Raw genomic sequence first — 23,420 nt, 5'->3', positions numbered from 1 at the left:
CTTCTTCAAGTGGAGTGCATTTCATGAAATCGTTCCTGATCCCGCTCATGGCATCGGTGGCTATCGCAGCCGCCGCTTCCGGCGCCACCGCCGCGCCCGATGTCGTGGTCTCGATCAAGCCGGTCCATTCCCTCGTCGCCGCAATCATGCGGGGCGTCGGCGAACCGCAGCTTATCGTCGACGGCGCGGCCTCTCCGCACACCTATAATCTCAGACCGTCCAATGCGCGCAAGCTGGAAAAGGCGGATGTGGTCTTCTGGGTTGGGCCGGGCCTTGAAGCATTTCTGGAAAAGCCGCTGGAAGCGCTTGCCAGCAAGGCAACCGTGGTGGAACTGGAAGACGCCAAGGGGCTGGAGAAGCTGCCCTTCCGCGAAGGCGGCCCCTTTGAAGCACACGACCATGGCGACGAAGGCCATGATGCGCATGACGACCACGCCGAAGAGGAAGGCGCACACGATCATGGACACGACCATGCGGAGGGTCACGGGGACCACGACCATGGCGCATACGACACCCATCTCTGGCTCGATCCCGCCAACGCCAAGGCCATGGCGCAGACGATCGAAACCGCGCTGATCGCCGCCGATGCCGGCAATGCCGCGACCTATCAGGCCAACACAAAAAAACTGATCGACGATCTCGATGCGCTCGATGCCGAACTCAAGGAAACGGTCAAGCCGGTGAAGGACAAGCCCTTCATCGTCTTCCACGATGCCTATCAGTATTTCGAGCATCGTTACGGCGTGAAGACGGCGGGATCGATCACCGTCAGCCCCGAAACCCTGCCAGGTGCTGACCGTGTCAAACAGATGCAGGAAAAGGTTCGCCAGCTCGGCGCAACCTGCGTCTTCGCTGAACCGCAATTCGAGCCGAAGCTGATTTCGGTCATCACCGAGGGTACTGCAGCAAAATCGGCGACGCTCGACCCGGAGGCAGCGACGCTGGAGCCCGGTCCCGATCTCTATTTCAAGCTGATGCGCGGCATTGCGGGCTCTCTGAAGGATTGCCTGTCCTGATGCGTATTGTCGTGCGCTAACGCCCCGGCTGTCATTCCGGGCCTTCAGCCGAAAGCCAGTCAACGCACGATAAAAATATCATTTATACCAACATCTTACGCTAATATATTAAAGTAAAACTCTAAAAAAGTCGCGAACGCAACGGGGTCAAGACTTGCAGCACCTATTGCGAAGCGAGCCATCTACGGCTTCGGCGCCATCGAAGACCAGACCGGGCTGCTGATGCTCTGCAAGGTTTCCGGCGGCGCGCCGTTGATGCGCGCCAGAAGGGCCTTTGCAAGCTCCCTGCCCGCCAGTTTGATATCCTCATTGACGGTGTGGATCTGCGGCTTGATCCAGTTCAGGAACTCCGCGGACTGTTTCGAGACGATATCGATATCCTCGCCGATTCTCACACCCGCAGCTTCGAAACCCGCCACCAGCGCGATGGTGCTGCTGCCGCTGATCGAAACGATACCGTCGGGGCGGTCATCCGACTGCATCAGCCGCTGACCGAAATCGCGGATTTTCTCAAGCGGCGTTTCGATGGTGATGGTGTCCAGCGGAAATTCGGTGAGACCAAAATCCCTAATCCCCCTGATGAACCCCTTGCGGGCGTGATCGTGGAACGAAAACCGCGATGGCGGCACGATGACGGCGATCCTTTTGCGTCCGCATTGCGCCAGCCGCTCAACCGCCTCATAGGCATAGGCCTCATTGTCGAAATCATGAAAGGCGTGTTCGATACCCATGTCCGAACGCCCATGGGTGACGAAGGGCATGTTACGCTCAGTCATGAAACGGACGCGTGGATCGTTAGGCTCGATCTTCGAAATAATGACCCCATCCGCAGAACCGGTATCGAGAATATAGCGGATCGGCACCATGGAATCCTTGGCATGGATGTGGGGCGTCACGACCAGATGATATTGTGTCGTAGAAAGAACCTCGGTGATACCAAATACCATCTGGCTGGTGAAACCCATCAGCTCTTCATCAACGCTCAGAACAAGGGCAATCACATTGGTCTTGCCGGTGCGAAGGCGCACGCCCGCGCGGTTTGGCTGGTAGCCGATCTGCCGGGCAATCAGCCGCACGCGCTCCTTGGTTTCAGCGCCGATGTCTGGCGCATCCTTCAGCGCGCGTGAGACGGTGGTGATGCCGAGACCCGTCATATAGGCGATTGTCTTCAAGGTCGGGCGCTCGCCCGTCGTTGCAGGAGTTTCGCCCCCGCCGGATTTGCCAGTATCGTTCATGTCATTTCGCCACGCTTTACCGAACGATAATCATAGATAGCTTTTTCTCTGTTGCAAAGGCAAAGGTCCGCGGTCAACGGCCGGTCTTGTCCGACTATCCGCCAATTCAGCTAAAACGATATAGGTCCGAAAAATATTTCACGGCACTTCCCCCTTCTTCCGGCACAGAATTTCCAGAAATCCACGGATACACATCTTAACTGACAAGATTAATATCTTTATGCAACTCACTGATATAAAAATATAAAGTTTATAATTTTTCTTGGGATTTGACCTGGTCATCTCGACGCGGATGTGCCCGTCATTATTCATGTCGCTCGTTGTCACTCAAAGGAATGACGGAACGATTGTTTTACGGTAACGTTGCCGGAGGGAGGAAATCGCAAAGCCGGATAAGCGTGTCGCAGCCGCTTTGCGGGCATCCATTCCCCCAGATTCTGACACAAGCCTGCACCATAATGCCGGCCAGTCTTCTTCGAATTCATACTATGCAGGGTCCGATTATGATTTCTTCTTCCTCGCCCGAAACTGTCATTGATCTGGCCGGGCCCTGGCGCCTGACCTCGGTGGAAGGAGACCATACCACCCAGCTTTCCGTACCGGGCGATATTCACAGCGCGCTCAAAAATGCGGGCATCATTCCCGATCCCTATCACGGCGCCAATGAAAAGGTGGTGCAATGGGTGGCTGAGCGCGACTGGCTCATCGAGCGCACATTCATTCTCGATGAGGCGGATTCAAGCTGGTATCTCGATATCGACTACCTCGATACCGTCGCCATCGTCTTCGTCAACGACGTCCCGGTCTTAACCGCCGACAATTGCTTCCGCCGCTACCGCCCGGATATCTCACGCACGGTGCGGCCGGGTGAAAACACCATCCGCATCCATTTCCATTCCAACATCGCGGCCGGTGCAGAACGGCAGGCGCGGCAGCCTTTTTACATTCCCTATCACCCCGGCAATTCACCCCTTGCCAACGGCAACATGCTGCGCAAGCCGCAATGCCATTTCGGTTGGGACTGGAACATCGCAATTGCGCCGCTCGGCCTTTACGGCAAAATCCTGCTGAAGCGCCTCGATACGGCCCGCATTGAACATGTCGTCACCTCACAGCACCATGTCGAAGGCGGCGTCGAGCTGCATGTGGCTGTCACGCTGTTTGCCGAGGGACCGGCGAGCCTGCCGGTCTACCTGTCCCTCAACGATGAAAGGCTGAGACTCGATTGCGGCGTCGGTGCCGGCGAGACGGTGGTGCGCCACGTCTTCTTTGTGGAGAATCCGGAGCTCTGGTGGCCGGCCGGTAGTGGCGAACAGACGCTCTACAAACTGACGGTGGAACTGCCTGATGAGACCGTCACCCGCCAGATCGGCTTCAGGACGATCGAGCTTCTGACGGACAAGGACGAGGCCGGCAGCCGCTTCGCCTTCCGCATCAACGGCCGCGAGATCTTTTGCCGCGGCGCCAACTGGATCCCCGCAGATGCACTTTATTCGCTCGCCAGCCGGGAAAAGACCGAAGATCTCCTCTGCTCTGCGGTCGAGGCCAATATGAACATGATCCGCGTCTGGGGCGGCGGCTTTTATGAGGAAGACTGGTTCTACGATCTCTGCGACCGGCTCGGCCTGCTGGTCTGGCAGGACTTCATGTTTGCCTGCAATCTCTATCCCTGCAGCGAGGACTTTCTCGACAATGTCGAGCATGAGGTCGACTACCAGGTGAAACGCCTCTCCTCGCATCCGTCCATCGCGCTCTGGTGCGGTGATAACGAGCTGGTGGGTGCGCTGACCTGGTTCGATGAATCCCGCAACAATCGCGACCGTTATCTCGTGGCTTACGACCGCCTGAACCGCACGATCGAAAGAGCCCTGAAAAAAGCCGCTCCCGAAGCGCTCTGGTGGCCCTCCAGCCCGGCCTCCGGTTATCTCGATTATGGCGACGCCTGGCATGCGGATGGTTCCGGTGACATGCACTACTGGTCCGTCTGGCACGAAAACAAGTCGTTCGACAATTACCGCTCGGTCAAGCCGCGTTTCTGCTCCGAATTCGGTTTCCAGTCCTACACATCCATGCCCGTCATCCGCACCTATGCGGAAGAAAAGGACATGAACATCGCCTCCCCGGTCATTGAGCTGCACCAGAAGAATGTCGGCGGCAATGAGCGGATCGCCGGCACCATGTTCCGCTATTTCCGTTTCCCGAAGGATTTCGAGAATTTCGTTTATCTGAGCCAGGTCCAGCAGGCGCTGGCCATCCGCACGGCTGTTGACTACTGGCGTTCCCTGAAGCCCCATTGCATGGGCACGCTTTATTGGCAGCTCAACGATACCTGGCCGGTCGCCTCATGGTCCAGCCTCGATTATGGCGGCGGCTGGAAAGCGCTGCATTATGCCGCCCGCCGCTTCTTCCAGGCGGGGACCGGCTCGGCCCTTCCCTCCGAGGATGGGCGCCGGTTGAGCTTCTCCCTGGTCAACGACACGGCGGAAGACGTCGAAATCGACATGAACATCGTTGCGCTGACCATGGACGGCAACCGCGTGCCGCTGAAATCCGCCAACGGCACCTGCGTAACGGACAGGGCCGCAACGCTGACCGAGATAAACATGAATAGCCTGCCCGACGGCGCCATCCTCGCCTGGAGCTTCATCGCTTCCAACGGTATGACCGGCGAAGGCCACCATGTGCGCGACACCTACAAGGCGCTGGAGCTTCAGCCTGCAGGGCTCGAATTTTCCGTCGGCCCGTTGAAAAACAACCAGTACGAAATCGATGTCACCTCTGCAGGTCTCGCGCTCTTTGTCATGCTGGAGGCAGATCAGCCCGGCCGTTATTCCGACAATCTCTTCGATCTGGCCGCCGGCGAAACGCGCCGTATCATCTTCACGCCGAAGGCGGGCGGCCCCCAGCCGCATTTCCGCATCTTCGATCTTCATACCTGCCAATCCTCGCATTGAAACCATGCGGAGAAAGGCATAACCATCCCTCTCGGGAATGACAGGTGAACCTGCGCCTGTTTTCATCGCTTCAAAAAGTTGCCGGGTTCTCCGGCAGCCAGTCATCAGCAAGTGGAGGAAGACCCATGGTTTGGCAACCGGCCGAAAACCGATACGCGTCCATGAAATATAATCATTGCGGCAAGACCGGCCTGAAACTGCCGGCGATTTCGCTCGGCCTCTGGCACAATTTCGGCAACGACACGCCGCACCAGACGAAACAGGCCATCTGCCGCCGCGCCTTCGATCTCGGCATCACCCATTTCGATCTCGCCAATAATTACGGCCCGCCGCCCGGCAGCGCCGAAACCGCCTTCGGTGAAATCCTGAAGACGGATTTCAGAGGTTATCGCGACGAGATGATCATCTCCTCCAAGGCCGGTTACAACATGTGGCCCGGCCCCTATGGCGAATGGGGCAGCCGCAAATACGTAATCGCCTCCTGCGACCAGAGCCTGAAGCGCATGGGTCTGGATTACGTCGATATCTTCTATTCCCACCGTTTCGACCCCAACACGCCGCTTGAGGAAACCTGTGGCGCGCTGGACCAGATCGTGCGCTCGGGCAAGGCGCTTTATGTCGGCATCTCGTCCTACAACTCGAAGCGCACCCGTGAGGCCGCCGCCATCCTGAAGGACCTCGGCACGCCCTGCATCATCCACCAGCCGAGCTATTCGATGATCAACCGCTGGATCGAGGAGGATGGTCTCGTCGATACGCTGGAAGAACTGGGCATCGGCTCCATCGTCTTCTCGCCGCTGGCGCAAGGCATGCTGACGACGAAATATCTCGGCGGCGTGCCTGATGGCAGCCGCGCGGCGCAGCGCAAGTCGCTGAACCCGGCCTTCCTCAACGAACGCAACGTCGAGAACATCCGGGCGCTCAACAGCATTGCCGAGCGGCGCGGCCAGACGCTGGCGCAGATGGCGATTGCCTGGGTTCTGCGCGGCGGTCGCATCACCTCGGCGCTGATCGGGGCAAGCCGCGTCGAACAGGTTGAGGATTGCGTGAAGGCACTCGACCGGCCGGATTTCACGGCCGAAGAGCTTGCGGAAATCGACGGTTACGCCAAGGAAGCGGATATCAATCTCTGGGCAAAATCCGCCGAACGCGTCTGATGCAGAACAGACCGCCCGGTTCCGCCGGGCGGTCTGGCTGCCCCGAAAAACTCAAAATAAAAGATTAACTCACGCTCATAACCATTAACAACCATTACATAAATGTAATTTTAAATTCAGTTTCCGTTCATTCGTTTATTCATAAGTTCTCCTCATCGAAACACGAGGAAACATTCATGAAAAAGTTCATCACCATTCTTCTGGCTGCCACCGTTCTCGCTGCTCCGATGGCGCAGGCACAGAGCCGTCATGACGATCGCCACCGTGGCGTTACCGTCGAGCGCCAGATCACCACGAAAAAGGTCATCGTCAAGAAGCACCGCTGGGATCGCGGCCAGCGCCTGTCTGCAGGCGAACGCCGCCACACGGTCGACCGCCGCGACTATCGCCGCTACCGTCTTGCCGAGCCGCGCCGTGACCAGCGCTGGGTGCGCGTCGACAACCAGTTCCTGCTCATCAACGCCGTCACAGGCTTGATCGTCGGCCTCTCTGCCGCACGCTGAGTGAAATCATCGGATGCCGTGGAAAACGGCCCGCTTATGCGGGCCTGATAATTCTTGCGAATATCGCTCCAAATTCGACGTCATCCCCGGGCTTGACCCGAGGATCCATTGATCGCAATGGGTTGTGGATTCTCGGGTCAAGCCCGAGAATGACGGAGAGGTTTCGACATATCCACCAAGCAAAAAGGGTCGGCTCAAAGCCGACCCTTTTGTCGTTTATAGTTTCAGCCGATCAGAAGATATCGGCGCCGCTGCCCCACGGGCCATGCGGCTTGTCGACGCCGTCGGTGCGTTCGAAACCATGTGCGCCGAAGAAGTCGCGTTGCGCCTGGATGAGGTTGGCGCTGCCGCGACCACGGCGATAGGCGTCGAAGTAACCGAGTGCCGAAGCCAGTGCCGAAACCGGTAGGCCGGAGAGAACGGCATAGGAAACAACACGGCGCAGCGGTGCGTCGGTATCCTTGACGATGCCGGAGAAGGCCGGCGTCACGATGAGGTTGGCCACATGCGGGTCCTTGGTGAAGGCCGATGTGATCTCATCGAGGAATTCCGAGCGGATGATGCAGCCGGCGCGCCAGATGCGGGCGATCGTCGGCATCGGCAGGTTCCAGTTGAACTCCTTCGAGGCGGCCGACATGATCGCGAAGCCCTGCGCATAGGCGCCGACCTTGGCGGCCAGAAGCGCGCTTTCGAGATCGGCGATGAAGGCCTTTTTGTCAGCGGGTGCCGGTGCAACGGTCGGTAGACCGAAGATCTTCTCGGCAGCTTCGCGCTCGTCCTTCTGCGAGGAGAGAATACGGGCAGCCACGGCCGCCTCGATAGCGGTTGCGGCGACGCCCATGTTCTGCGCCTCGATGACCGACCACTTGCCGGTGCCCTTCTGGCCGGCCTTGTCGAGGATCAGATCGACCATCGGCTTGCCGGTGATCGGATCGGCGGCGCGCAGAACCTTCTCGGTGATTTCGATCAGGTAGGAGTTCAGGCGGCCCTTGTTCCATTCGGCGAACACGTCGGCGATTTCGACTGCGCTCATGCCAAGGCCGTCACGCAGGATGCCGTAGATTTCGGCGATCATCTGCATGTCGGCATATTCGATGCCGTTATGGATCGTCTTGACGAAATGGCCGGCGCCGTCATTGCCGAGCCATGCCACGCACGGATCGTCATTGTACTTGGCGGAAATGGAGGTCAGCACCTTCTTGACGCGCTTCCAGCTATCCTCGGTGCCGCCGACCATGATCGACGGTCCATGACGCGCACCTTCTTCGCCGCCGGAAACGCCCATGCCGATAAAGGTCAGGCCGCTATCCTTGAGATTGTCGAAACGGCGGATCGTATCGCGGAAATTCGCATTGCCCGCATCAATCATGATGTCGCCGTTAGAAAGATGGGGTTTAAGGATTTCCATCTGCTGGTCGACAGGGTCACCGGCCTTGATCATGATAATGATCGGGCGCGGAGGACGAATGGCGGCGACGAATTCCTCGATGGTTTCGCAAGGGATCAGCTGTCCCTGCAAGTCCCCGGCTTCAGCGTAGAATTTTTTCGTCGCTTCAGGGGTTCGGTTGAATACGGCAATCTTGTTGCCCTTTTCCGCGATGTTCAACGCCAGGTTCGAGCCCATGACGCCGAGACCGATCAAACCGATTTCTGCCTGTTCCACGGATGTGCCTCCATCTTGCTTTTAGGTGGTCGTGTTGTGGCACTGTAATGAACAAACGGCAAGGCTAGGGGCGACTGAAACGATTAAATTTTGATGACGCAAATCAGCTTTGCATATTTGCGACAGGTCAGAGCCGGCTCGAAACGACAGGCCCACCTCGCCTCCTATGATCGCCGGGGTCGATCGTCGCCGTCATCCAGCGCACGCCAGGCGGCCCCGTCCATATCCTCATACTGGCCAGAGCGCACCGACCAGAGGAAGGCGAAAAGGCCGAGCGCACCCAAAAACAACGCGACCGGAATGAGATAGATCAGCATGTTCATGCCAGTTGCGCCCCCTCTCCCGCATATCCTGTTTTTACGTTGTTCCGAGGACGCACGGTTTCAGCCGTGCCGGCAAGACGCAACGCATTGGCGACGACGATCAGCGAGGATGTCGACATGGCGATGGCCGCGATCATCGGCGTCGCATAACCGGCAATCGCAATCGGCACGGCGATGACATTATAGCCGATGGCGAGAGCGAAGTTCTGCCGGATGAGCCTTCCGGCCCGCTGCGACGTCTCGATCGCAAAGGGCACGGCATCGAGATCCTCCTGCATGAACACGAAATCAGCGGCCTGCCGGCCGATATCGGCGGCGGTGGCGGGCGCCATGGAAACATGGGCGGCGGCAAGCGCCGGCGCATCGTTGATGCCGTCTCCCACCATCAGCACCCTGCGACCCTCGCCGGCGAGCGCAGCGCAGCGCGCCGCCTTGTCCCTCGGCGAAAGGTCTGCACTCCAGTTGCCGATCCCCAGCCGCTGCGCCATGGCGCTGACAGCCGCCGCCCGGTCACCCGAGACGATTTCCTGCGCAAGGCCCCGCACTGAGAGGCTGCGCAATGCCGCAACTGCACCTGCGCGCGGATTGTCCTCGAAGCCGAAGCTCGCCAGATGCCGGCCGTCAAGGGACAGCACGACTTCCGACCGCGCATCGCCATTGTCGACGCCCGCGTCGTCATCCGGGCAGGCGAAACGGCGATTGCCGAGCCGGTAGGTTCCGGCTTCCGTCTCAGCCTCAACGCCGGAGCCGGGAATTTCCCGCACTGCCTCATAGGTCGTCATGGCGCCGTTATAGGCGGCATACAGGGCTTTCGAGAGGGGATGGCGCGAATGGGCGGCAAGCCCCGCAGCAATCGCCATGGTGGCCGGCTTCACATCACCTGTCTCGACCAGTCTCGGCTTTCCAACGGTCAGGGTGCCTGTCTTGTCGAACAGCACGGTATCGATTTCGGCCAGCCGCTCCATGGCCGAGCCTTCCTTGACCATGATGCCGTGCCGGAAGAGCCTGCCTGCCGCCACCACCTGCACGACGGGAACGGCAAGGCCAAGCGCACAGGGGCAGGTTATGATGAGAACCGCTATGGCGATCAGCATCGCCTGTTTCCAGTCGCCGCCGAAAAAGCCCCAGCCAAGAAATGTCACCAGCGCGAGAAGATGCACGACGGGCGAATAATAGCTCGCGGCGCGATCAGCGATGCGCCGATACCGCGCCCGGCCGCCTTCCGCCGCCTCCATAAGCCCGATCACCTCCGACAGGAAGGACTCCTTTGCCGAGGCGGTTACCCGCGCGATCAGCGAACCGGTGAGGTTGAGCGTACCGGCCTGCAGGCTGTCACCTGCCGTAACGCGGCGCGGTGCGCTTTCGCCGTTGACGATGGACATGTCGAGATCGCTGCTGCCGGAGACGACCACGGCATCCACCGCCACACGGTCCCCGGCGGCAATCGTTATCGACATTCCGGGTTGGACATCGGCAAGCTGGCGGTATTCCCGCGTTCCATCCTCACCGATCACGGTCGCGCCGCGCGGCGAAAGCCTTGCAAGCCCGGCAATGGCCGAACGCGCCTTGTCGCGCATGATATGGTCAAGCGTGCGGCCGTTCAGCAGGAAGAACAGCAGCGACACGGTCGCGTCGAACCACGCATGTTCACCGTGATGGATCGTTTCCCACAGCGAAACGGCATAGGAGAGCGTGATGGCGAGCGCAATCGGCACATCCATATTGGTGCGGCCGTGTTTCAGCGCATTCCAGGCCGACTGGTAAAAGAAGCGGCCACCATAGATCAGCGCCGGCGCGGCGATCATCGCCGAAATCCAGTGGAACATGTCGCGCGTCGCCGCATCCGCGCCTGACCAGACGGAGACGGAAAGGAGCATGATATTGGCGGAGGCAAAACCGCACAGCGCCACCGCCCTGATCAATTGCGAACGCAAGGCGTCGGAAGCATCCTGACCGCTGGCGAAAAGATGCGTGCGATATCCGGTCGAAAGAATGGCGCGGGCGAGATCGGAAGGATCGGTCCTGACGCCATCGACCTCTTCCTTCCAGACGATTGCGACGCGTTTGGACGACAGGTTCACGCGCGCCCGCTCCACCTGGCGGAGACGGCTAAGCGCGGTTTCGATGGTGGTGATGCAGGCGCCGCAATAGACATCCGGCACGCTGAGATCAGTCTGCCGCAGCCCCTGCCCCAGATCGCGGCTCGCCAGCAGCAATTCCTCCGACGATGGTGGATTGACCGGTTCGCCAAGCTGAAGCGAACCCTCCGTTCCCGGTGCGCAGCAGCTCATTTGCGCCCCCTGATGACGGCGATCCGCGTCCCCTCATGCACGATGATCCGGCCATCCTTGACGGCGGTGACCTCGACGATCCATTGCCCCGGCAGCATGTCATGCGCGCCGGTGAAGACGCCGGTGGACAGCGGGGTGAGCTCCATGTCGAAATTCTGGCTTTCACCGACCGGCCGGCGGAAATGCGCCGTCACACTGTCCGTGTCGACGGGCCCCTTATCCGGATGGAAAACCTCATAGCGTACGGTCTTTTCGTCCACCACGAGCTTGCCCTTGATGCCGGTCGCGGCCCGTGCCTTGGCGGCTTCCGCCTTGGCGTTGAACTGCTGGCTGGCGACGTAGGTATTGGGCACTACAAGCCCGCTCCAGCTGTTCACTGCATTCCAGGCCATGATCATGTTGACCGTGATGATGGTGCCGAAGAACAGCAGCATGACGCCGAGCATGTGCCAGCCGGTAAAAGTGAAGCCGGATGTCTGGCGATTATTCACGGTCATTTTTTCACTCCCGGAGCGTTGAAAACAGCATCGTAACGGGCCGTCTCATGGCCGCCCGTATCGCTGACGATGAACTCGAAATTTTCAGCCGTGCGCGCGACATCCTTGCCCGGCAGGGTGACAAAGACCTTCAGCGTCGTCGCCTCATCCGGCTCGACCGTGACGTCGAAAGTGCGCGAGGCCGTATCCGGCATGCCGTTTATCTTCATCACCGCATTCGGGATGCCCTCGATCGTGAGGCTCATCGTGCGCGGCTGCGGCACCATGTTGAGAATGCGCACGGTATAGCCGTTGCGGATCGAACCGTTCGATTCCAGCACATATTGCGGATTGCGGTCGTGCAGGACGTTGAGCGCCAGCCGCTCGCGCGTCACCAGCGCAAACAGCATGCCGATGCCGACCGCCGACCAGATGGCCGTATAAAGCAGCGTGCGCGGCCGGAAGACGATGCGCCAGTTGAAGTGGCGGATGCTCTTCCTGAAGCTGCCATCCTCCTCGCGCACATTGGCAGGCCGGATGGCGTGCGTTCCGTTGCCGGTCGCCAGCGCCATGTTGGACTGGTATTCCGCAAGCGTCGCATAGGCGATCAGCCCGCGCGGTTTGCCGATCTTGTCCATCACCCCGTCGCAGGCGTCGATGCAGAGCGCGCAGGTGATGCATTCCAGCTGTTGCCCGTCCCTGATGTCGATGCCCATGGGACAGACGGCGACACAGGCGTTGCAATCGACGCAATCACCGATGCTCTCGCCCGCCGCAGCGGCTTTTTTGGCGTGCCGCGAGCGCGGTTCGCCGCGCCAGTCATTATAGGTGACAACAAGCGAATTCTCATCCAGCATCGCCGCCTGGATGCGTGGCCAGGGACACATGTAGGTACAGACCTGCTCCCGCATCAGCCCGCCGAAAACATAGGTGGTGGCGGTAAGCGTGGCGACGGTCGAATAGGCGATCATCGGCGCCTGCCCCGTCATGAACTGCATCGCCAGCGTCGGCGCATCGGCGAAATAGAAAATCCAGGCGCCGCCGGTCAGAACGCCAATCACCAGCCAGATCGCATGTTTCAGCACGCGCTTGCGCAATTTGCCGAATGTAAGGGGCGCGGCGTCCAGTTTCATGCGGGCGTTCCTGTCACCCTCTATCGCCCGTTCAACCACCAGAAACAGATCGACCCAGACGGTCTGTGGACAGGTATAACCGCACCATGCGCGCCCCACGGCTGAGGTGACGAGAAACAGCCCCAGCCCCGCCATGACCAGCAATCCCGCAACGAAAAAGAACTCCTGCGGCCAGATTTCGATGAAGAAGAAATAAAAGCGCCGGTTGGCGATATCGATCAGCACTGCCTGATCGGGTGCATAAGGCCCCCTGTCCCAGCGCAGGAACGGCGTCAGATAATAGATGCCGAGGGTGACGAGCATCACCAGCCATTTGAACCGCCGGAACCGACCTTCCGCGCGCTTGGGAAAAATCTTCTTGCGGGCTTCGTAGAGCGGTTTGCGCGTTTTTGCGGAATTGACGGCTTCCGCCTCCAGCCTTTCGACGGGCTGTTGCGGGCTGTCCTGTCCGGCGCGATAGATGTTCATGGTAAGATGTCCGTTTTTATCTCCTTGCTTTCTCCCATCTCCCCGGTGAAACATCCTTGACTTACATCAAGTGACGACAAAGTGGCGCAGTATGGGAACGCGCCGCCAAGGGAGGATGAAATGCCTGTCATGCAGTCGAGAATCATTCATCTGTCGATCGAAAAACCCTGGGCCCAGGTCTACGACTTCGCCTCCGACCCGCAGAACATGCCCAGCTGGGCCGCAGGCCTTGCGGGCGGCCTCAAATCCGATGGCGAGGACTGGATCGCCGAGGGCGGACCGCTTGGCGAGGTGCGCGTCAATTTTGCGCCCGCAAACGAATTCGGCGTCATCGACCATGTCGTGACATTGCCGGATGGCATCAAGGTTTATAACGCGCTACGGGTGACGCCGAACGGCAGTGGTACGGAGGTGAGTTTCACCCTCCTTCGCCTTCAGGACATGACGGACGAGGATTTCGAGCAGGATGCAAGAGCGATCACGGCCGATCTCGAAACGCTGAAGGTGCTGCTCGAAAAGGACTGATGGAGGAACGATGACCACGAATACAAACGACCGGCGGATCGACTATGTCGAATTCAACGTCACCGATATCGAGCGCAGCAAGGAATTTTACGGCGGCGCCTTTGGCTGGTCCTTCAAGGATTACGGTCCGCAATATTGCGAATTTTCCGACGGCCGGCTGACCGGCGGTTTTACCACCACGGCACCCGTCTCGGCCAAAGGCGGGCCGCTCGTGATTCTCTACGCCGCCGATATCGAGGATGCCCAGCGCCGCGTCGAGGCCGCCGGCGGCCAGATCAGCGTCGCGCTTTTCGAGTTTCCCGGCGGACGCCGTTTTCATTTCACCGATCCGGATGGATACGAACTAGCAGTCTGGTCGAAAAACTGATTGGCAGGAGCCCGTCATGACTTTGACAACGCCGCCTTTTTCGTTGGTCGGTATCGATCATATCGTCTTCATCGTCGACGACATGATGCGGGCGCTCGATTTTTACCGGAATGTGCTGGGTTGTAGGGATGGTTACTCTTACCCTGCTCTCGGGATGGAACAAGTCTGGTGCGGAAATGCCTTGATCGTGCTGTGGGATGTCACGCATCCCGGTGGCACGAAGGCTGCTCCGCCCGTCGCCGGAGGACGTAATGTCGATCACATCTGCATAGCGACCGGTCCTCTGAACCATGATGCACTTCGTGCACATCTGGCGAAATTTAACGTCACGATAGAACAGGAAGCCTTTCACGGCGGCGCGAGAGGAATGGGACATTCGTTCTATTTCCGTGATCCCTTCGGCAACAAGATCGAGTTGAAGGGACCAGCCGAATATCCGGATGGACGGGCGGAAAACGCCTGATCTAAACAATAAAAAAGGGCGCCTCCCCGGCGCCCCCTCTTTACATTCCGCTTGCTTCACTCGCCCCCACCAAGCGAATGCACGAAGATCGCCAACTGCTTGACCGTCGTATCGCCAAGGCGCTCACCCCAGGCGGGCATGACGCCATGCTTGGGCGAACGGATCTGCGCAACGATGCCCTCTTCTCCATGCGCCTTCAGCCAGATCGCATCGGCGAGGTTCGGTGCACCGAACTCGCGGTTACCCTTGGCATCCTCGCCGTGGCACGAAGCGCAATTGTCGGCAAAGACCTGCTTGCCGGGTTCCACCAGCGCCGGGTTGGCGGGCTTTCCCGTCAGGCTGACGACGTAAGCCGCAACCTCGCGGATTTCGTCCGACTTGAGAATATCGCCGAAGGCCGGCATTTCCGACGCGCGCGTATCAGCATCATCTGCAAAACGGATGCCGTGCTTCACCGTCGTGTAGATGTCGTCAACGCTGCCGCCCCACATCCAGTCGTCATCATTGAGGTTGGGATAACCCTGCCCGCCTTCCGCACCAGAACCGTGACACTGAATGCAATTGACCTTGAAAGCGGCTGCACCGCCGGAAAGGGCAAATTGCATCAGGGTCGGATCGGCCTGAATATCGGCAAGCGACGACTTGGCGATCTTGTCGACAAAAACGCTCTGCGACTGTTTTGCATCGGCGATTTCGGCGGCGATCTCACCACGGCTGCTCCAGCCGAGCAGCCCTTGCGTCGCCCCGTTGATCAGCGGCCATGCCGGATAGGCGATGGTATAGCCGATGGCCCAGAGGATCGTGAAGTAGAAGGTCCAGACCCACCAGCGCGGCATGGGATTGTTCAGCTCACGGATACCGTCCCATTCATGGCCGGTGGTTTCGACGCCGCTGATGTCATCAATGTGTTTTTCGGACATATCCTAGTCCTCCTTGAGCGGAATGCTGGCGGCATCGTCCGCGGCCTTCTTCGAGCCGGGGCGAAGGGTGAAAACGACGACGCCGGCGAAGAACAGGGTCATGGCAAGCAGGCCCCAGCTGTCGGCGAAGTGGCGCATGGCCGTGTAGGTTTCCATGGCTTACACCTCCTCACCGGTATCCGGCGGCATCGTCATAGGTCGAAAAATCGACCAGCGTGCCGAGCATCTGCAGATAGGCGACCAGCGCATCCATTTCGGTAAGCTTGGTCGGGTCGCCATCGAAATCGCCCACCTTCGCCTTGGGATACCGCGCCAGGAGTTCCGACGAATCCGCATTCGGGTCGGCCTGGGCGGCAAGATCGGCCGCGGATTTCTCGATCATCTCGTCGCTATAGGGCACACCAACGGCGCGGTTGGCCTTCAGCTCCATGGAGACGTCGGTGATCTTCAGCGGCGTGGTCTTGAGGAACGCATAGGACGGCATGATCGATTCCGGCACCACCGAGCGCGGATCGGCCAGATGCTGCACGTGCCATTCGTTCGAATAACGGTCGCCGACGCGCGCGAGGTCCGGCCCCGTGCGCTTCGAACCCCACTGGAACGGATGGTCATACATGGATTCCGCCGCCAGGCTGTAATGCCCGTAACGCTCCACCTCGTCGCGGAACGGACGGATCATCTGGCTGTGGCAGACATAACATCCCTCGCGGATGTAGATGTTGCGCCCGGCCAGCTCCAGCGGCGTGTAGGGCCGCATGCCCTCCACCTTCTCGATGGTGTTTTCGAGATAGAAGAGCGGTGCGATTTCCACGATGCCGCCGATCGAGACGACCAGCAGGGAGCCGACCAGAAGCAGCGTGGCGTTGCGTTCGATGACGCCGTGTTTGTCGAGTATGGACATCGGCCTCTCCTTATTCAGCAGGCTGCAGCGAACGGGTTTCGGCGGGCTGCGCCGAAACTTCGGCATCCTTGCGGACGCCTTCGTCGCGTTGATGACCGAGGATGGTCATCGTGACGTTGTAGGCCATGATCAGCGCGCCGCTGAGGAACATCAGGCCGCCCAATGCACGCATCACGTAATAGGGGAACAGCGCTGCGACCGATTCCGCGAAGGAATAGACGAGGAAGCCCTGGCTATCATATTCGCGCCACATCAGCGCCTGCTGGATGCCGGCCACCCACATGACGGCGGCGTAGACGACGATGCCGAGCGTGGCGAGCCAGAAGTGCCAGTTGACCAGCTGCAGGCTGTAGAGACGCTCCCTGCCCCACAGTTTCGGCGTCAGGTAATAGATCGCGCCGAAGGTGATCATGCCGTTCCAGCCGAGTGCGCCGGAATGCACGTGGCCAATGGTCCAGTCGGTATAGTGGCTGAGCGAATTGACGGCCTTGATCGACATCATCGGACCTTCGAAGGTCGCCATGCCGTAGAAGGCAACGGCCATCACCATCATGCGCACGACAGGGTCCGTGCGGATCTTGTCCCATGCGCCCGAAAGCGTCATCAGACCATTGATCATGCCGCCCCACGAGGGCATCCAAAGCATGACCGAGAACACCATGCCGAGCGTCTGCGCCCAGTCCGGCAGCGCGGTATAATGCAGATGGTGGGGGCCGGCCCAGATATACATGAAGATCAGCGCCCAGAAGTGGATGATCGACAGGCGGTAGGAATAGACCGGACGGTTCACCTGCTTCGGAATGAAATAATACATCATGCCGAGGAAGCCGGCGGTGAGGAAGAAGCCGACGGCATTGTGGCCATACCACCATTGCGTCAGCGCATCCTGCACGCCCGAAAAGGCCGAGTAGCTCTTGACGCCAAGGAACGAGACCGGAATGGCGAGATTATTGACGATATGCAGCATGGCAATCGTTACGATGAATCCCAGGTAGAACCAGTTCGCCACATAGATATGCGGCTCCTTGCGCATGAAGATCGTGCCAAGGAAGGCGACGAGATAGGCAACCCAGACGATGGTCAGCCAGATATCGACATACCATTCCGGCTCCGCATATTCGCGACCCTGGGTAATACCGAGCAGGTAGCCGGTGGCGGCCATGACGATGAAGAGATTATATCCCCAGAACACGAACCAGCCGAGATTGCCGCCGAAGAGGCGCGCGCGACAGGTTCTCTGCACCACGTAAAAAGACGTGGCAATCAGCGCATTTCCCCCGAAAGCGAAGATCACCGCTGATGTGTGCAGCGGCCGCATGCGGCCGAAATTGAAATAGGGCGCGATGTTGAGATCGGGAAAGGCGAGTTGCAGCGCCACTACGACACCCACCAGAAAACCGACGACACCCCAGAACACGGTGGCGATGACGCCGTATTTCACCACCTCATCGAAATATTCCGACTTGAGGCGCGCACGCGCCGCCTGATCGACAGGCGCAAAGGAGACACGGCGCAGCAAAAGCACCGTGCTGACCAGAAGTGTAAAGAACAGCACCCACATATGGGCAGCGAAAAGACTGTCATGGGCAAAGGCTGCCCCGAGCAACGCGAGAAAGGCCCCGAGGGCCACGATCGCGGTTTCTAACGTGTAATTCATTGTTGGTTTCCCCCAACGTGCAAGCCGACCGACGAAAGGCACGGCACGCGCCTGGGAGAGCGGGAACGCGCCTTTGCGTCGGTTGGAGCATTGCCACCGCGCGGGAAAGCCCACCTTGATCCAGATCAAGAATGCAAAGCTGTCGCAGCCCCGGCAAAACAGGGCGCGGCTTTACGAGGGGAATTTGCGTAAAAGCAAAAAACGCAGGGCGATATCGACCAGCCTAGACGGGTGTCGTCTCAGCCCTTCATCTTCAGGGGCAGCCCGGCGGCGACAAAATAGACCTCGCCGGCAATGGCTGCGATTCGCTGATGCAGGCGGCCGGCGTGATCACGGAATTCGCGCGCCATGCGGTTTTCGGGCACGATGCCGAGACCCACTTCATTGGAGACGAATATCAGCGTCGCCTGCGACGATATGATCGCCGCCTCAACTGCGGTGAAGGCAGCCTCGATATCGGCATTCTCCATCATCAGATTGGTGAGCCACAGGGTGAGGCAGTCGATGAGAATGACATTTCCCGCGTCGTCGAGCCGCTGCAGAAAGGCGGCGATATCGACCGGCGCTTCATGGGTGGTCCATTCCCCGCCCCGCCGCGCCTGATGATGGCTGATGCGGTCGCGCATCTCGTCATCCCATGCTCGCCCGGTGGCGAGGTAATGCAGGCGTCCGCCGGATTTTCCCGCAAATTCCTCGGCAAAACGCGATTTGCCGGAGCGCGCGCCGCCAAGAATGAAAACGGAGCGGTTTTTATCTGTCATGGGAAACCTGAAGGAAAAGAATTAATCGGACCGGCATCTTTGCGGTGACGCAAGCCAGGGACGGGCGGTCATGAAGGGAACGATTCGTAGAAAAAGGCGTCCCCCGGTTGTTCATGCCGGACTGCCGCTGATACCGGACCGGAGAAACAAGACCTGCCCGCAGGATGCGGGACATGAAAAGCCCTGATTACCCCGGATACCGGAAACACCGGTCCTGATGAAAGGCTAGGTGCGAAATGCCATCCTGTCAATCGGCGGGTGACCGTGCCGGGATTTACGCGGAACCGGTACGCAAAACCTTACCCGGAACCGGCAGACCTGTCGTCCGCAAGTGGATTGATAAAGCGACTTGGTTACCGGAAAGTTAGCGAAAAACCGAATGATGAAACCGCAACGCCGAAGGAGAATATCGAGTGACGGCAGTCACCGCCATTGCCTTGCCATGGCCTTCAAATCAATATGCTTTCGAAGATTCGCAAACAGCAAGGTGGCCTGCCCGTGATGACCGTCATGGACTATATCTCGATCGTCGTTTTCATCCTGCTATGGGCCATCTATACCCATGTAACGACGGGAACGAGGCTGTTTTCGAGAGCCAGCCTCAATCAGGCCATGGCCGAGCGCCGTCGCCACTGGATCATGAATTCGCTGAAGCGCGACCTGAAGATGATCGACACGCAGATCATGGCCGGCCTGCAGAACGGCACTGCCTTTTTCGCCTCCACCTCCATCTTCGCCATCGGTGGATGTTTCGCTCTTCTGGGCGCGACCGAACAGGTCGAATCGGTGTTTCGCGACATGCCTTTCGTGCATTATGCCGGGCGCACGGCCTTCGAACTGAAGGTCATAGGGCTCACCTGTCTTTTCGGTTACTCCTTCTTCAAATTCGGCTGGTCCTACCGCCTGTTCAACTATTGCACGATTCTTTTCGGCGCCATCCCCATGGTCCACGATGTCAACGCGGATCGCGAGGCAGCGGAGCGGGCGGCCGAAAACGTCATAAAGATGAACATCATCGCTGCTAAGAACTTCAATGACGGCCTGCGGACGATCTTTCTGTCCATCGGTTATCTCGGCTGGTTCATCAGCCCCTATGTCTTCATTGCCAGTACGGTCATCATCATCGTGGCGCTGTTGCGCCGCCAGTTCTTTTCCGAGGCCCGGCGCGCGATCATGGAAGAAAACCAGCCTTGAAATAGCCGCACTTCAAGGGCCAAGCCCTCGGGTCATTTCGAGCGAATCCAAGTGAATGTCAGCTCCCTCGAAAAGCTGAAAAAAGCGGGAAACATGGACACAGACGCAGCCGCAAACGAAAACCGCCGCAAAGGCCGCATCGGCGGTCTCGACACCCTGCGCGGGCTGGCCCTCATCGCCATGGCATCCTATCACTTCACATGGAACCTGGAATATTTCGGCTATCTCGAACCCGGCACGGCGACGACAGGCCTGTGGAAACTCTATGCGCGCGGCATCGCCAGCTCGTTCCTGTTCCTGGCCGGTTTCAGCCTGTTTCTCGCCCATGGCAAGGGCGTGAACTGGCCGTCTTTCGGCAAACGTTTTGCGATGGTGGCCGGTTCGGCGCTGCTCATTACCGTCGCGACCTATTTCGCCTTTCCGGACAGTTTCATCTTCTTCGGCATATTGCACAATATCGCCGCCGCAAGCCTCGTGGGGCTGCTGTTCCTGCGAGCCCCTGCAGTCGTGACGCTGCTTTTTGCGGTGATCGCTTTCATCCTGCCGCAATATCTGCAATCCGAACTGTTCAACGCAAAATGGCTGGCCTGGATCGGTTTTTCCACCATGCCGCCCCGCTCGAACGATTATGTTCCACTGCTGCCCTGGCTTGCTCCCTTCCTCTCCGCGCTTGCGGTTTCACAGTTCGTCACTCCACGCGATTGGCTCGATCGCTTTCGAAGCCCGAGTTCGCCTCGTAACCTGATCGCCAGCGCCGGCCGCCACAGCCTCGCCTTTTACCTTATCCACCAGCCGGTGCTGATCGGCCTCGTTTACACCCTGTCGCTCATCGCTCCGCCTCCGCCTGTCGATCAGGTCGAGCTGTACAAATCGAGCTGTGAAAAAAGCTGCGTCGAGCAGGCAAACGGGCTGGAACTATGCCAGCGTTTCTGCGGCTGCACGCTGGAGAAGCTGCAGGCCGAAAACCTGTTCGATATGATGATGGAAGGCAAACTCAGCGCGGATCAGCAGACGAAGGTCAGCGAAGTGGCGCAGCAGTGTACGGCTGAGGCGCAATAGGGATAAACGTCAGGGCTTACGATCCATTTCTTCTCCCCGCCGGGGAGAAGAAATGAGCGAAACCCGCTCGTTCCATATGCAGCAAAGTGGAAAGGCTTCAGAGCCTTTCTCGACAGTTACGTTAACGGAATAGCCAAACCGCTACAGGACGGGGTTCAGGTCCCCACGCCGATTTCGGCAAGCCGCGTCAGACAGGCTTCTTCGACATTGTCGAGTTCCGCCAGCGTCTCCTCGATGTCCTTGCGTTTTTGCCTGAGATCGGCACGCTTTTCATCGACCTTCTTCATCAGAAGCACCAGTTGGCCCGATTCGCCCGGCGGCTCCTTGTAGACGTGAATGATTTCGCGAATTTCGGAGATGGTGAAACCGATACGGCGGCCGCGCAGGATTTCCTGAATGAGGCGGCGGTCCGCAGCCCTGAAAAGCCGGGTGCGCCCACGACGCTCAGGGTGAATAAGCCCCTCGTCCTCATAAAATCTCAAGGTACGGGTGGAAACACCGAATTCGCGTGTCAGTTCGGTTATGCTATAATACTTGTCCAAGGGCCTATCCGATTCATAACCGGATAATATTATTTGACCTTCACGTAAAAGTCAATTTTCGCCCGCTTCCCCTATCCGGAAATACCGTACCACCAGGTCGCGATCCCCAGAAAGGCGAAAAAGCCGACAATATCGGTGACCGCCGTGACGAAGACTGCCGAAGAAACGGCCGGATCCGCTCCGAACTTGTCGAGCACCAGCGGAATGAGAATGCCCGCCAGCGCCGCCGCCAGCATGTTGAGACACATGGCCGTGGCGATGATGCCACCGATATGGATATCCTGAAACCAGACACCGGCGACAATGCCGATGGCGCAACCGAACAGCATGCCGTTCAGGATACCCACACCCGCCTCGCGCCTGATGATGCGGGCGGCGTTGTGAATATCGAGGCTTTTGGTGGCGAGCGCCCGCACCGACACCGTCATGGTCTGCGATCCGGCATTGCCGCCCATGCCGGCCACCGCCGGCATCAGGATCGCCAGAGCGATAATCTGCTGGATCGTCGCATCGAACAGGCTGATGACCGAGGCGGACAGAAAGGCGGTAAGGAGATTGACGGCAAGCCAGGGCACACGCGAGCGCGAGGTGCTGACAATGCTATCAGACAGCTCTTCGTCACCGACACCGCCAAGGCGCAGCAGATCCTCTTCGGCCTCTTCCTGAATGACGTCCACCACGTCATCGATGGTCAGCACGCCCACCAGCCGGCCGTTGTCATCGACTACGGCTGCGGAGAGAAGGTCGTATTGCTCGAAAAGCTGCGCGGCCTCTTCCTGGTCCATCTCGGCCGGAATGGAGTGGTTGGTCTCGTGCATGATCGTTTCGATCTTCACCTGACGCTTAGCGCGCAGCACGCGATCGAGATCAAGCGCACCGACCAGCTTGAACGTGGGATCGATAACGAAAATTTGCGAAAACGATTCCGGCAGTTCTTCTTCTTCGCGCAGATAATCGATGGTCTGCCCCACGGTCCAGAACGGCGGCACGGCCACGAATTCCGTCTGCATGCGGCGGCCGGCCGAACTTTCCGGATAATCCAGCGCCCTCATCAGCCGCACGCGTTCGGTGAACGGCAGTTGCGAGAGAATATCCTCGCGGTCTTCGTCGTCGAGGTCCTCGAGAATATAGCCGGCGTCGTCCGAATCCAGCTCGCCGATACCGGCGGCGATCTGCTCGTTCGACATCTGGTCGACGATATCGAGACGGATGCCCTCATCCACCTCGGTCAGCGCCGTCATGTCGAAATCGGAACCAAGAAGCCGCACCAGCGCATGGCGCTGTTCAGGCAGGATGGATTCCAGGAGGTCGCCGAGTTCCGATTCGTGCAGCCGCGCCACATTCTTGCGCAGGAAAAGCAGATCGCGGTCAGCGATCGCCGCACCCACCATCGTCAGAAAGTCGGAGCGCACAGACCCATCTTCGGCGTAAATATCGGAGGGCGCTTCTGTCGGCTTCACGTCCTCGGGCGCGACAGGATCGTCGTCACGGTCTGTCATCTGGCGTCCCCTCGTATTCAAATGCCGCAGTGCACGGATGCGCAGGCAGAATGGCGTTAAAAGGTATATTGTCAACAACCGGATAGCGGCAAATGAACAAGCTTTCCGACTGCGGCGCAAAATCCATTCAACATTCCACTTCCTATTGGCCGGCAGGGTCTCAGCCAGCGGCCACAAGCATGTTTAGCCAATCTTTGCAGCTTGCTTTGCGACAACGTCCACCCCCTTTACGCCGTTCCCATTTCAAATGTCGAACGGGCAAATAAGGGTTTCACCGCAATGCACAATTAAGACATTGACAGGCGGTGTGGAT

General features: G+C 59.0%; 22 protein-coding genes. 9 read left to right on the top strand and 13 right to left on the bottom strand.

The genetic code is table 11. The features are described from left to right. The first annotated feature begins 23 nt into the window (after positions 1-23). Positions 24-1,016 (top strand): zinc ABC transporter substrate-binding protein ZnuA, encoded by a 993-nt coding sequence (gene znuA / locus ASB65_RS25795; RefSeq protein ID WP_060725816.1) that lies wholly within the window; start codon positions 24-26, stop codon positions 1,014-1,016. 182 nt (positions 1,017-1,198) lie between these two features. Here znuA and ASB65_RS25790 read toward each other — a convergent pair whose 3' ends face one another. Continuing rightward, complete coding sequence (locus ASB65_RS25790; RefSeq protein WP_060725815.1) at positions 1,199-2,251, bottom strand: LacI family transcriptional regulator; 1,053 nt, start codon at positions 2,249-2,251, stop codon at positions 1,199-1,201. 488 nt (positions 2,252-2,739) lie between these two features. Here ASB65_RS25790 and ASB65_RS25785 point away from each other — a divergent pair, with 488 nt between their 5' ends. The 3 genes from ASB65_RS25785 to ASB65_RS25775 all read left to right on the top strand — a co-directional run bounded on the left by ASB65_RS25785 (position 2,740) and on the right by ASB65_RS25775 (position 6,865). After that, positions 2,740-5,205 carry a beta-mannosidase gene (locus tag ASB65_RS25785; RefSeq protein ID WP_060725814.1) on the top strand — a complete coding sequence of 822 codons (2,466 nt, stop codon included), beginning with the start codon at positions 2,740-2,742 and terminating at the stop codon, positions 5,203-5,205. 125 nt (positions 5,206-5,330) lie between these two features. After that, on the top strand, positions 5,331-6,362 hold the full coding sequence (gene mgrA / locus ASB65_RS25780; RefSeq protein WP_020812819.1) for an L-glyceraldehyde 3-phosphate reductase: 1,032 nt from the start codon (positions 5,331-5,333) through the stop codon (positions 6,360-6,362). A 176-nt stretch (positions 6,363-6,538) separates the two neighbouring features. Further along, complete coding sequence (locus ASB65_RS25775) at positions 6,539-6,865, top strand: RcnB family protein (protein ID WP_003502789.1); 327 nt, start codon at positions 6,539-6,541, stop codon at positions 6,863-6,865. 232 nt (positions 6,866-7,097) lie between these two features. Here the strand turns inward: ASB65_RS25775 and gndA are convergent, their stop codons facing one another. From gndA to ccoG, 5 genes are all read right to left on the bottom strand, one after another. Further along, the gene (gndA, locus tag ASB65_RS25770) at positions 7,098-8,528 is read right to left on the bottom strand and encodes an NADP-dependent phosphogluconate dehydrogenase (protein ID WP_060725813.1); all 1,431 of its coding nucleotides are present in this window, start codon (positions 8,526-8,528) and stop codon (positions 7,098-7,100) included. Between the two features lie 164 nt (positions 8,529-8,692). Further along, positions 8,693-8,851, bottom strand: coding sequence for a cbb3-type cytochrome oxidase assembly protein CcoS (gene ccoS, locus ASB65_RS25765; RefSeq protein WP_003502794.1), 159 nt, complete (start codon positions 8,849-8,851; stop codon positions 8,693-8,695). After that, positions 8,848-11,142, bottom strand: a complete 2,295-nt coding sequence (locus ASB65_RS25760) for a cation-translocating P-type ATPase (protein WP_081088472.1) — start codon at positions 11,140-11,142, stop codon at positions 8,848-8,850. The genes ccoS and ASB65_RS25760 overlap by 4 nt, the downstream gene beginning before the upstream one ends. After that, positions 11,139-11,639: a FixH family protein gene (locus tag ASB65_RS25755; RefSeq protein ID WP_060725812.1), complete on the bottom strand. Its 501-nt coding sequence runs from the start codon at positions 11,637-11,639 to the stop codon at positions 11,139-11,141. Before ASB65_RS25755 ends, ASB65_RS25760 begins: the two co-directional genes overlap by 4 nt. Then, on the bottom strand, positions 11,636-13,219 hold the full coding sequence (gene ccoG / locus ASB65_RS25750; protein ID WP_003502800.1) for a cytochrome c oxidase accessory protein CcoG: 1,584 nt from the start codon (positions 13,217-13,219) through the stop codon (positions 11,636-11,638). Before ccoG ends, ASB65_RS25755 begins: the two co-directional genes overlap by 4 nt. Before the next feature lie 120 nt (positions 13,220-13,339). Between ccoG and ASB65_RS25745 the strand changes: the two genes are divergently transcribed. Genes ASB65_RS25745 through ASB65_RS25735 form a run of 3 tightly spaced genes read left to right on the top strand, consistent with a single transcriptional unit; the run spans position 13,340 to position 14,574 of the window. Further along, positions 13,340-13,744, top strand: a complete 405-nt coding sequence (locus tag ASB65_RS25745; protein WP_060725811.1) for an SRPBCC family protein — start codon at positions 13,340-13,342, stop codon at positions 13,742-13,744. Positions 13,745-13,754: 10 nt separating this feature from the next. Further along, positions 13,755-14,111: a VOC family protein gene (locus ASB65_RS25740; RefSeq protein WP_003502804.1), complete on the top strand. Its 357-nt coding sequence runs from the start codon at positions 13,755-13,757 to the stop codon at positions 14,109-14,111. 16 nt (positions 14,112-14,127) lie between these two features. After that, the gene (locus tag ASB65_RS25735; protein ID WP_003502805.1) at positions 14,128-14,574 is read left to right on the top strand and encodes a VOC family protein; all 447 of its coding nucleotides are present in this window, start codon (positions 14,128-14,130) and stop codon (positions 14,572-14,574) included. Positions 14,575-14,630: 56 nt separating this feature from the next. Here the strand turns inward: ASB65_RS25735 and ccoP are convergent, their stop codons facing one another. From ccoP to cobU, 5 genes are all read right to left on the bottom strand, one after another. Further along, positions 14,631-15,494, bottom strand: a complete 864-nt coding sequence (ccoP, locus tag ASB65_RS25730; protein ID WP_003502808.1) for a cytochrome-c oxidase, cbb3-type subunit III — start codon at positions 15,492-15,494, stop codon at positions 14,631-14,633. A 3-nt stretch (positions 15,495-15,497) separates the two neighbouring features. Next, positions 15,498-15,650, bottom strand: a complete 153-nt coding sequence (locus ASB65_RS25725; protein WP_003502810.1) for a CcoQ/FixQ family Cbb3-type cytochrome c oxidase assembly chaperone — start codon at positions 15,648-15,650, stop codon at positions 15,498-15,500. 13 nt (positions 15,651-15,663) lie between these two features. Beyond that, positions 15,664-16,395 (bottom strand): cytochrome-c oxidase, cbb3-type subunit II, encoded by a 732-nt coding sequence (ccoO, locus tag ASB65_RS25720; RefSeq protein WP_031234438.1) that lies wholly within the window; start codon positions 16,393-16,395, stop codon positions 15,664-15,666. A gap of 10 nt (positions 16,396-16,405) precedes the next feature. Beyond that, positions 16,406-18,052 (bottom strand): cytochrome-c oxidase, cbb3-type subunit I, encoded by a 1,647-nt coding sequence (gene ccoN, locus ASB65_RS25715; protein WP_060725810.1) that lies wholly within the window; start codon positions 18,050-18,052, stop codon positions 16,406-16,408. 239 nt (positions 18,053-18,291) lie between these two features. Further along, positions 18,292-18,813 carry a bifunctional adenosylcobinamide kinase/adenosylcobinamide-phosphate guanylyltransferase gene (cobU, locus tag ASB65_RS25710; RefSeq protein ID WP_060725809.1) on the bottom strand — a complete coding sequence of 174 codons (522 nt, stop codon included), beginning with the start codon at positions 18,811-18,813 and terminating at the stop codon, positions 18,292-18,294. 501 nt (positions 18,814-19,314) lie between these two features. Between cobU and ASB65_RS25705 the strand changes: the two genes are divergently transcribed. Both ASB65_RS25705 and ASB65_RS25700 read left to right on the top strand, forming a co-directional pair. Beyond that, positions 19,315-20,007 (top strand): DUF599 domain-containing protein, encoded by a 693-nt coding sequence (locus tag ASB65_RS25705; RefSeq protein WP_003502819.1) that lies wholly within the window; start codon positions 19,315-19,317, stop codon positions 20,005-20,007. 93 nt (positions 20,008-20,100) lie between these two features. Continuing rightward, a complete protein-coding gene (locus ASB65_RS25700) occupies positions 20,101-21,066 on the top strand; it encodes a heparan-alpha-glucosaminide N-acetyltransferase (protein ID WP_060725808.1) in 966 nt (321 codons plus the stop codon). A 155-nt stretch (positions 21,067-21,221) separates the two neighbouring features. Here the strand turns inward: ASB65_RS25700 and ASB65_RS25695 are convergent, their stop codons facing one another. Together ASB65_RS25695 and mgtE are read right to left on the bottom strand one after the other, a co-directional pair. Further along, positions 21,222-21,608 (bottom strand): MerR family transcriptional regulator, encoded by a 387-nt coding sequence (locus tag ASB65_RS25695; protein ID WP_003495942.1) that lies wholly within the window; start codon positions 21,606-21,608, stop codon positions 21,222-21,224. 71 nt (positions 21,609-21,679) lie between these two features. After that, on the bottom strand, positions 21,680-23,107 hold the full coding sequence (gene mgtE / locus ASB65_RS25690; protein WP_060725807.1) for a magnesium transporter: 1,428 nt from the start codon (positions 23,105-23,107) through the stop codon (positions 21,680-21,682). Between the last annotated feature and the right edge of the window lie 313 nt (positions 23,108-23,420).

This window comes from Agrobacterium tumefaciens str. B6 (genome assembly GCF_001541315.1).
Lineage (GTDB): Bacteria > Pseudomonadota > Alphaproteobacteria > Rhizobiales > Rhizobiaceae > Agrobacterium > Agrobacterium radiobacter.
Note: the sequence above shows the minus strand (reverse complement) of the source record. Positions and strands in the feature narration are given on the sequence as shown.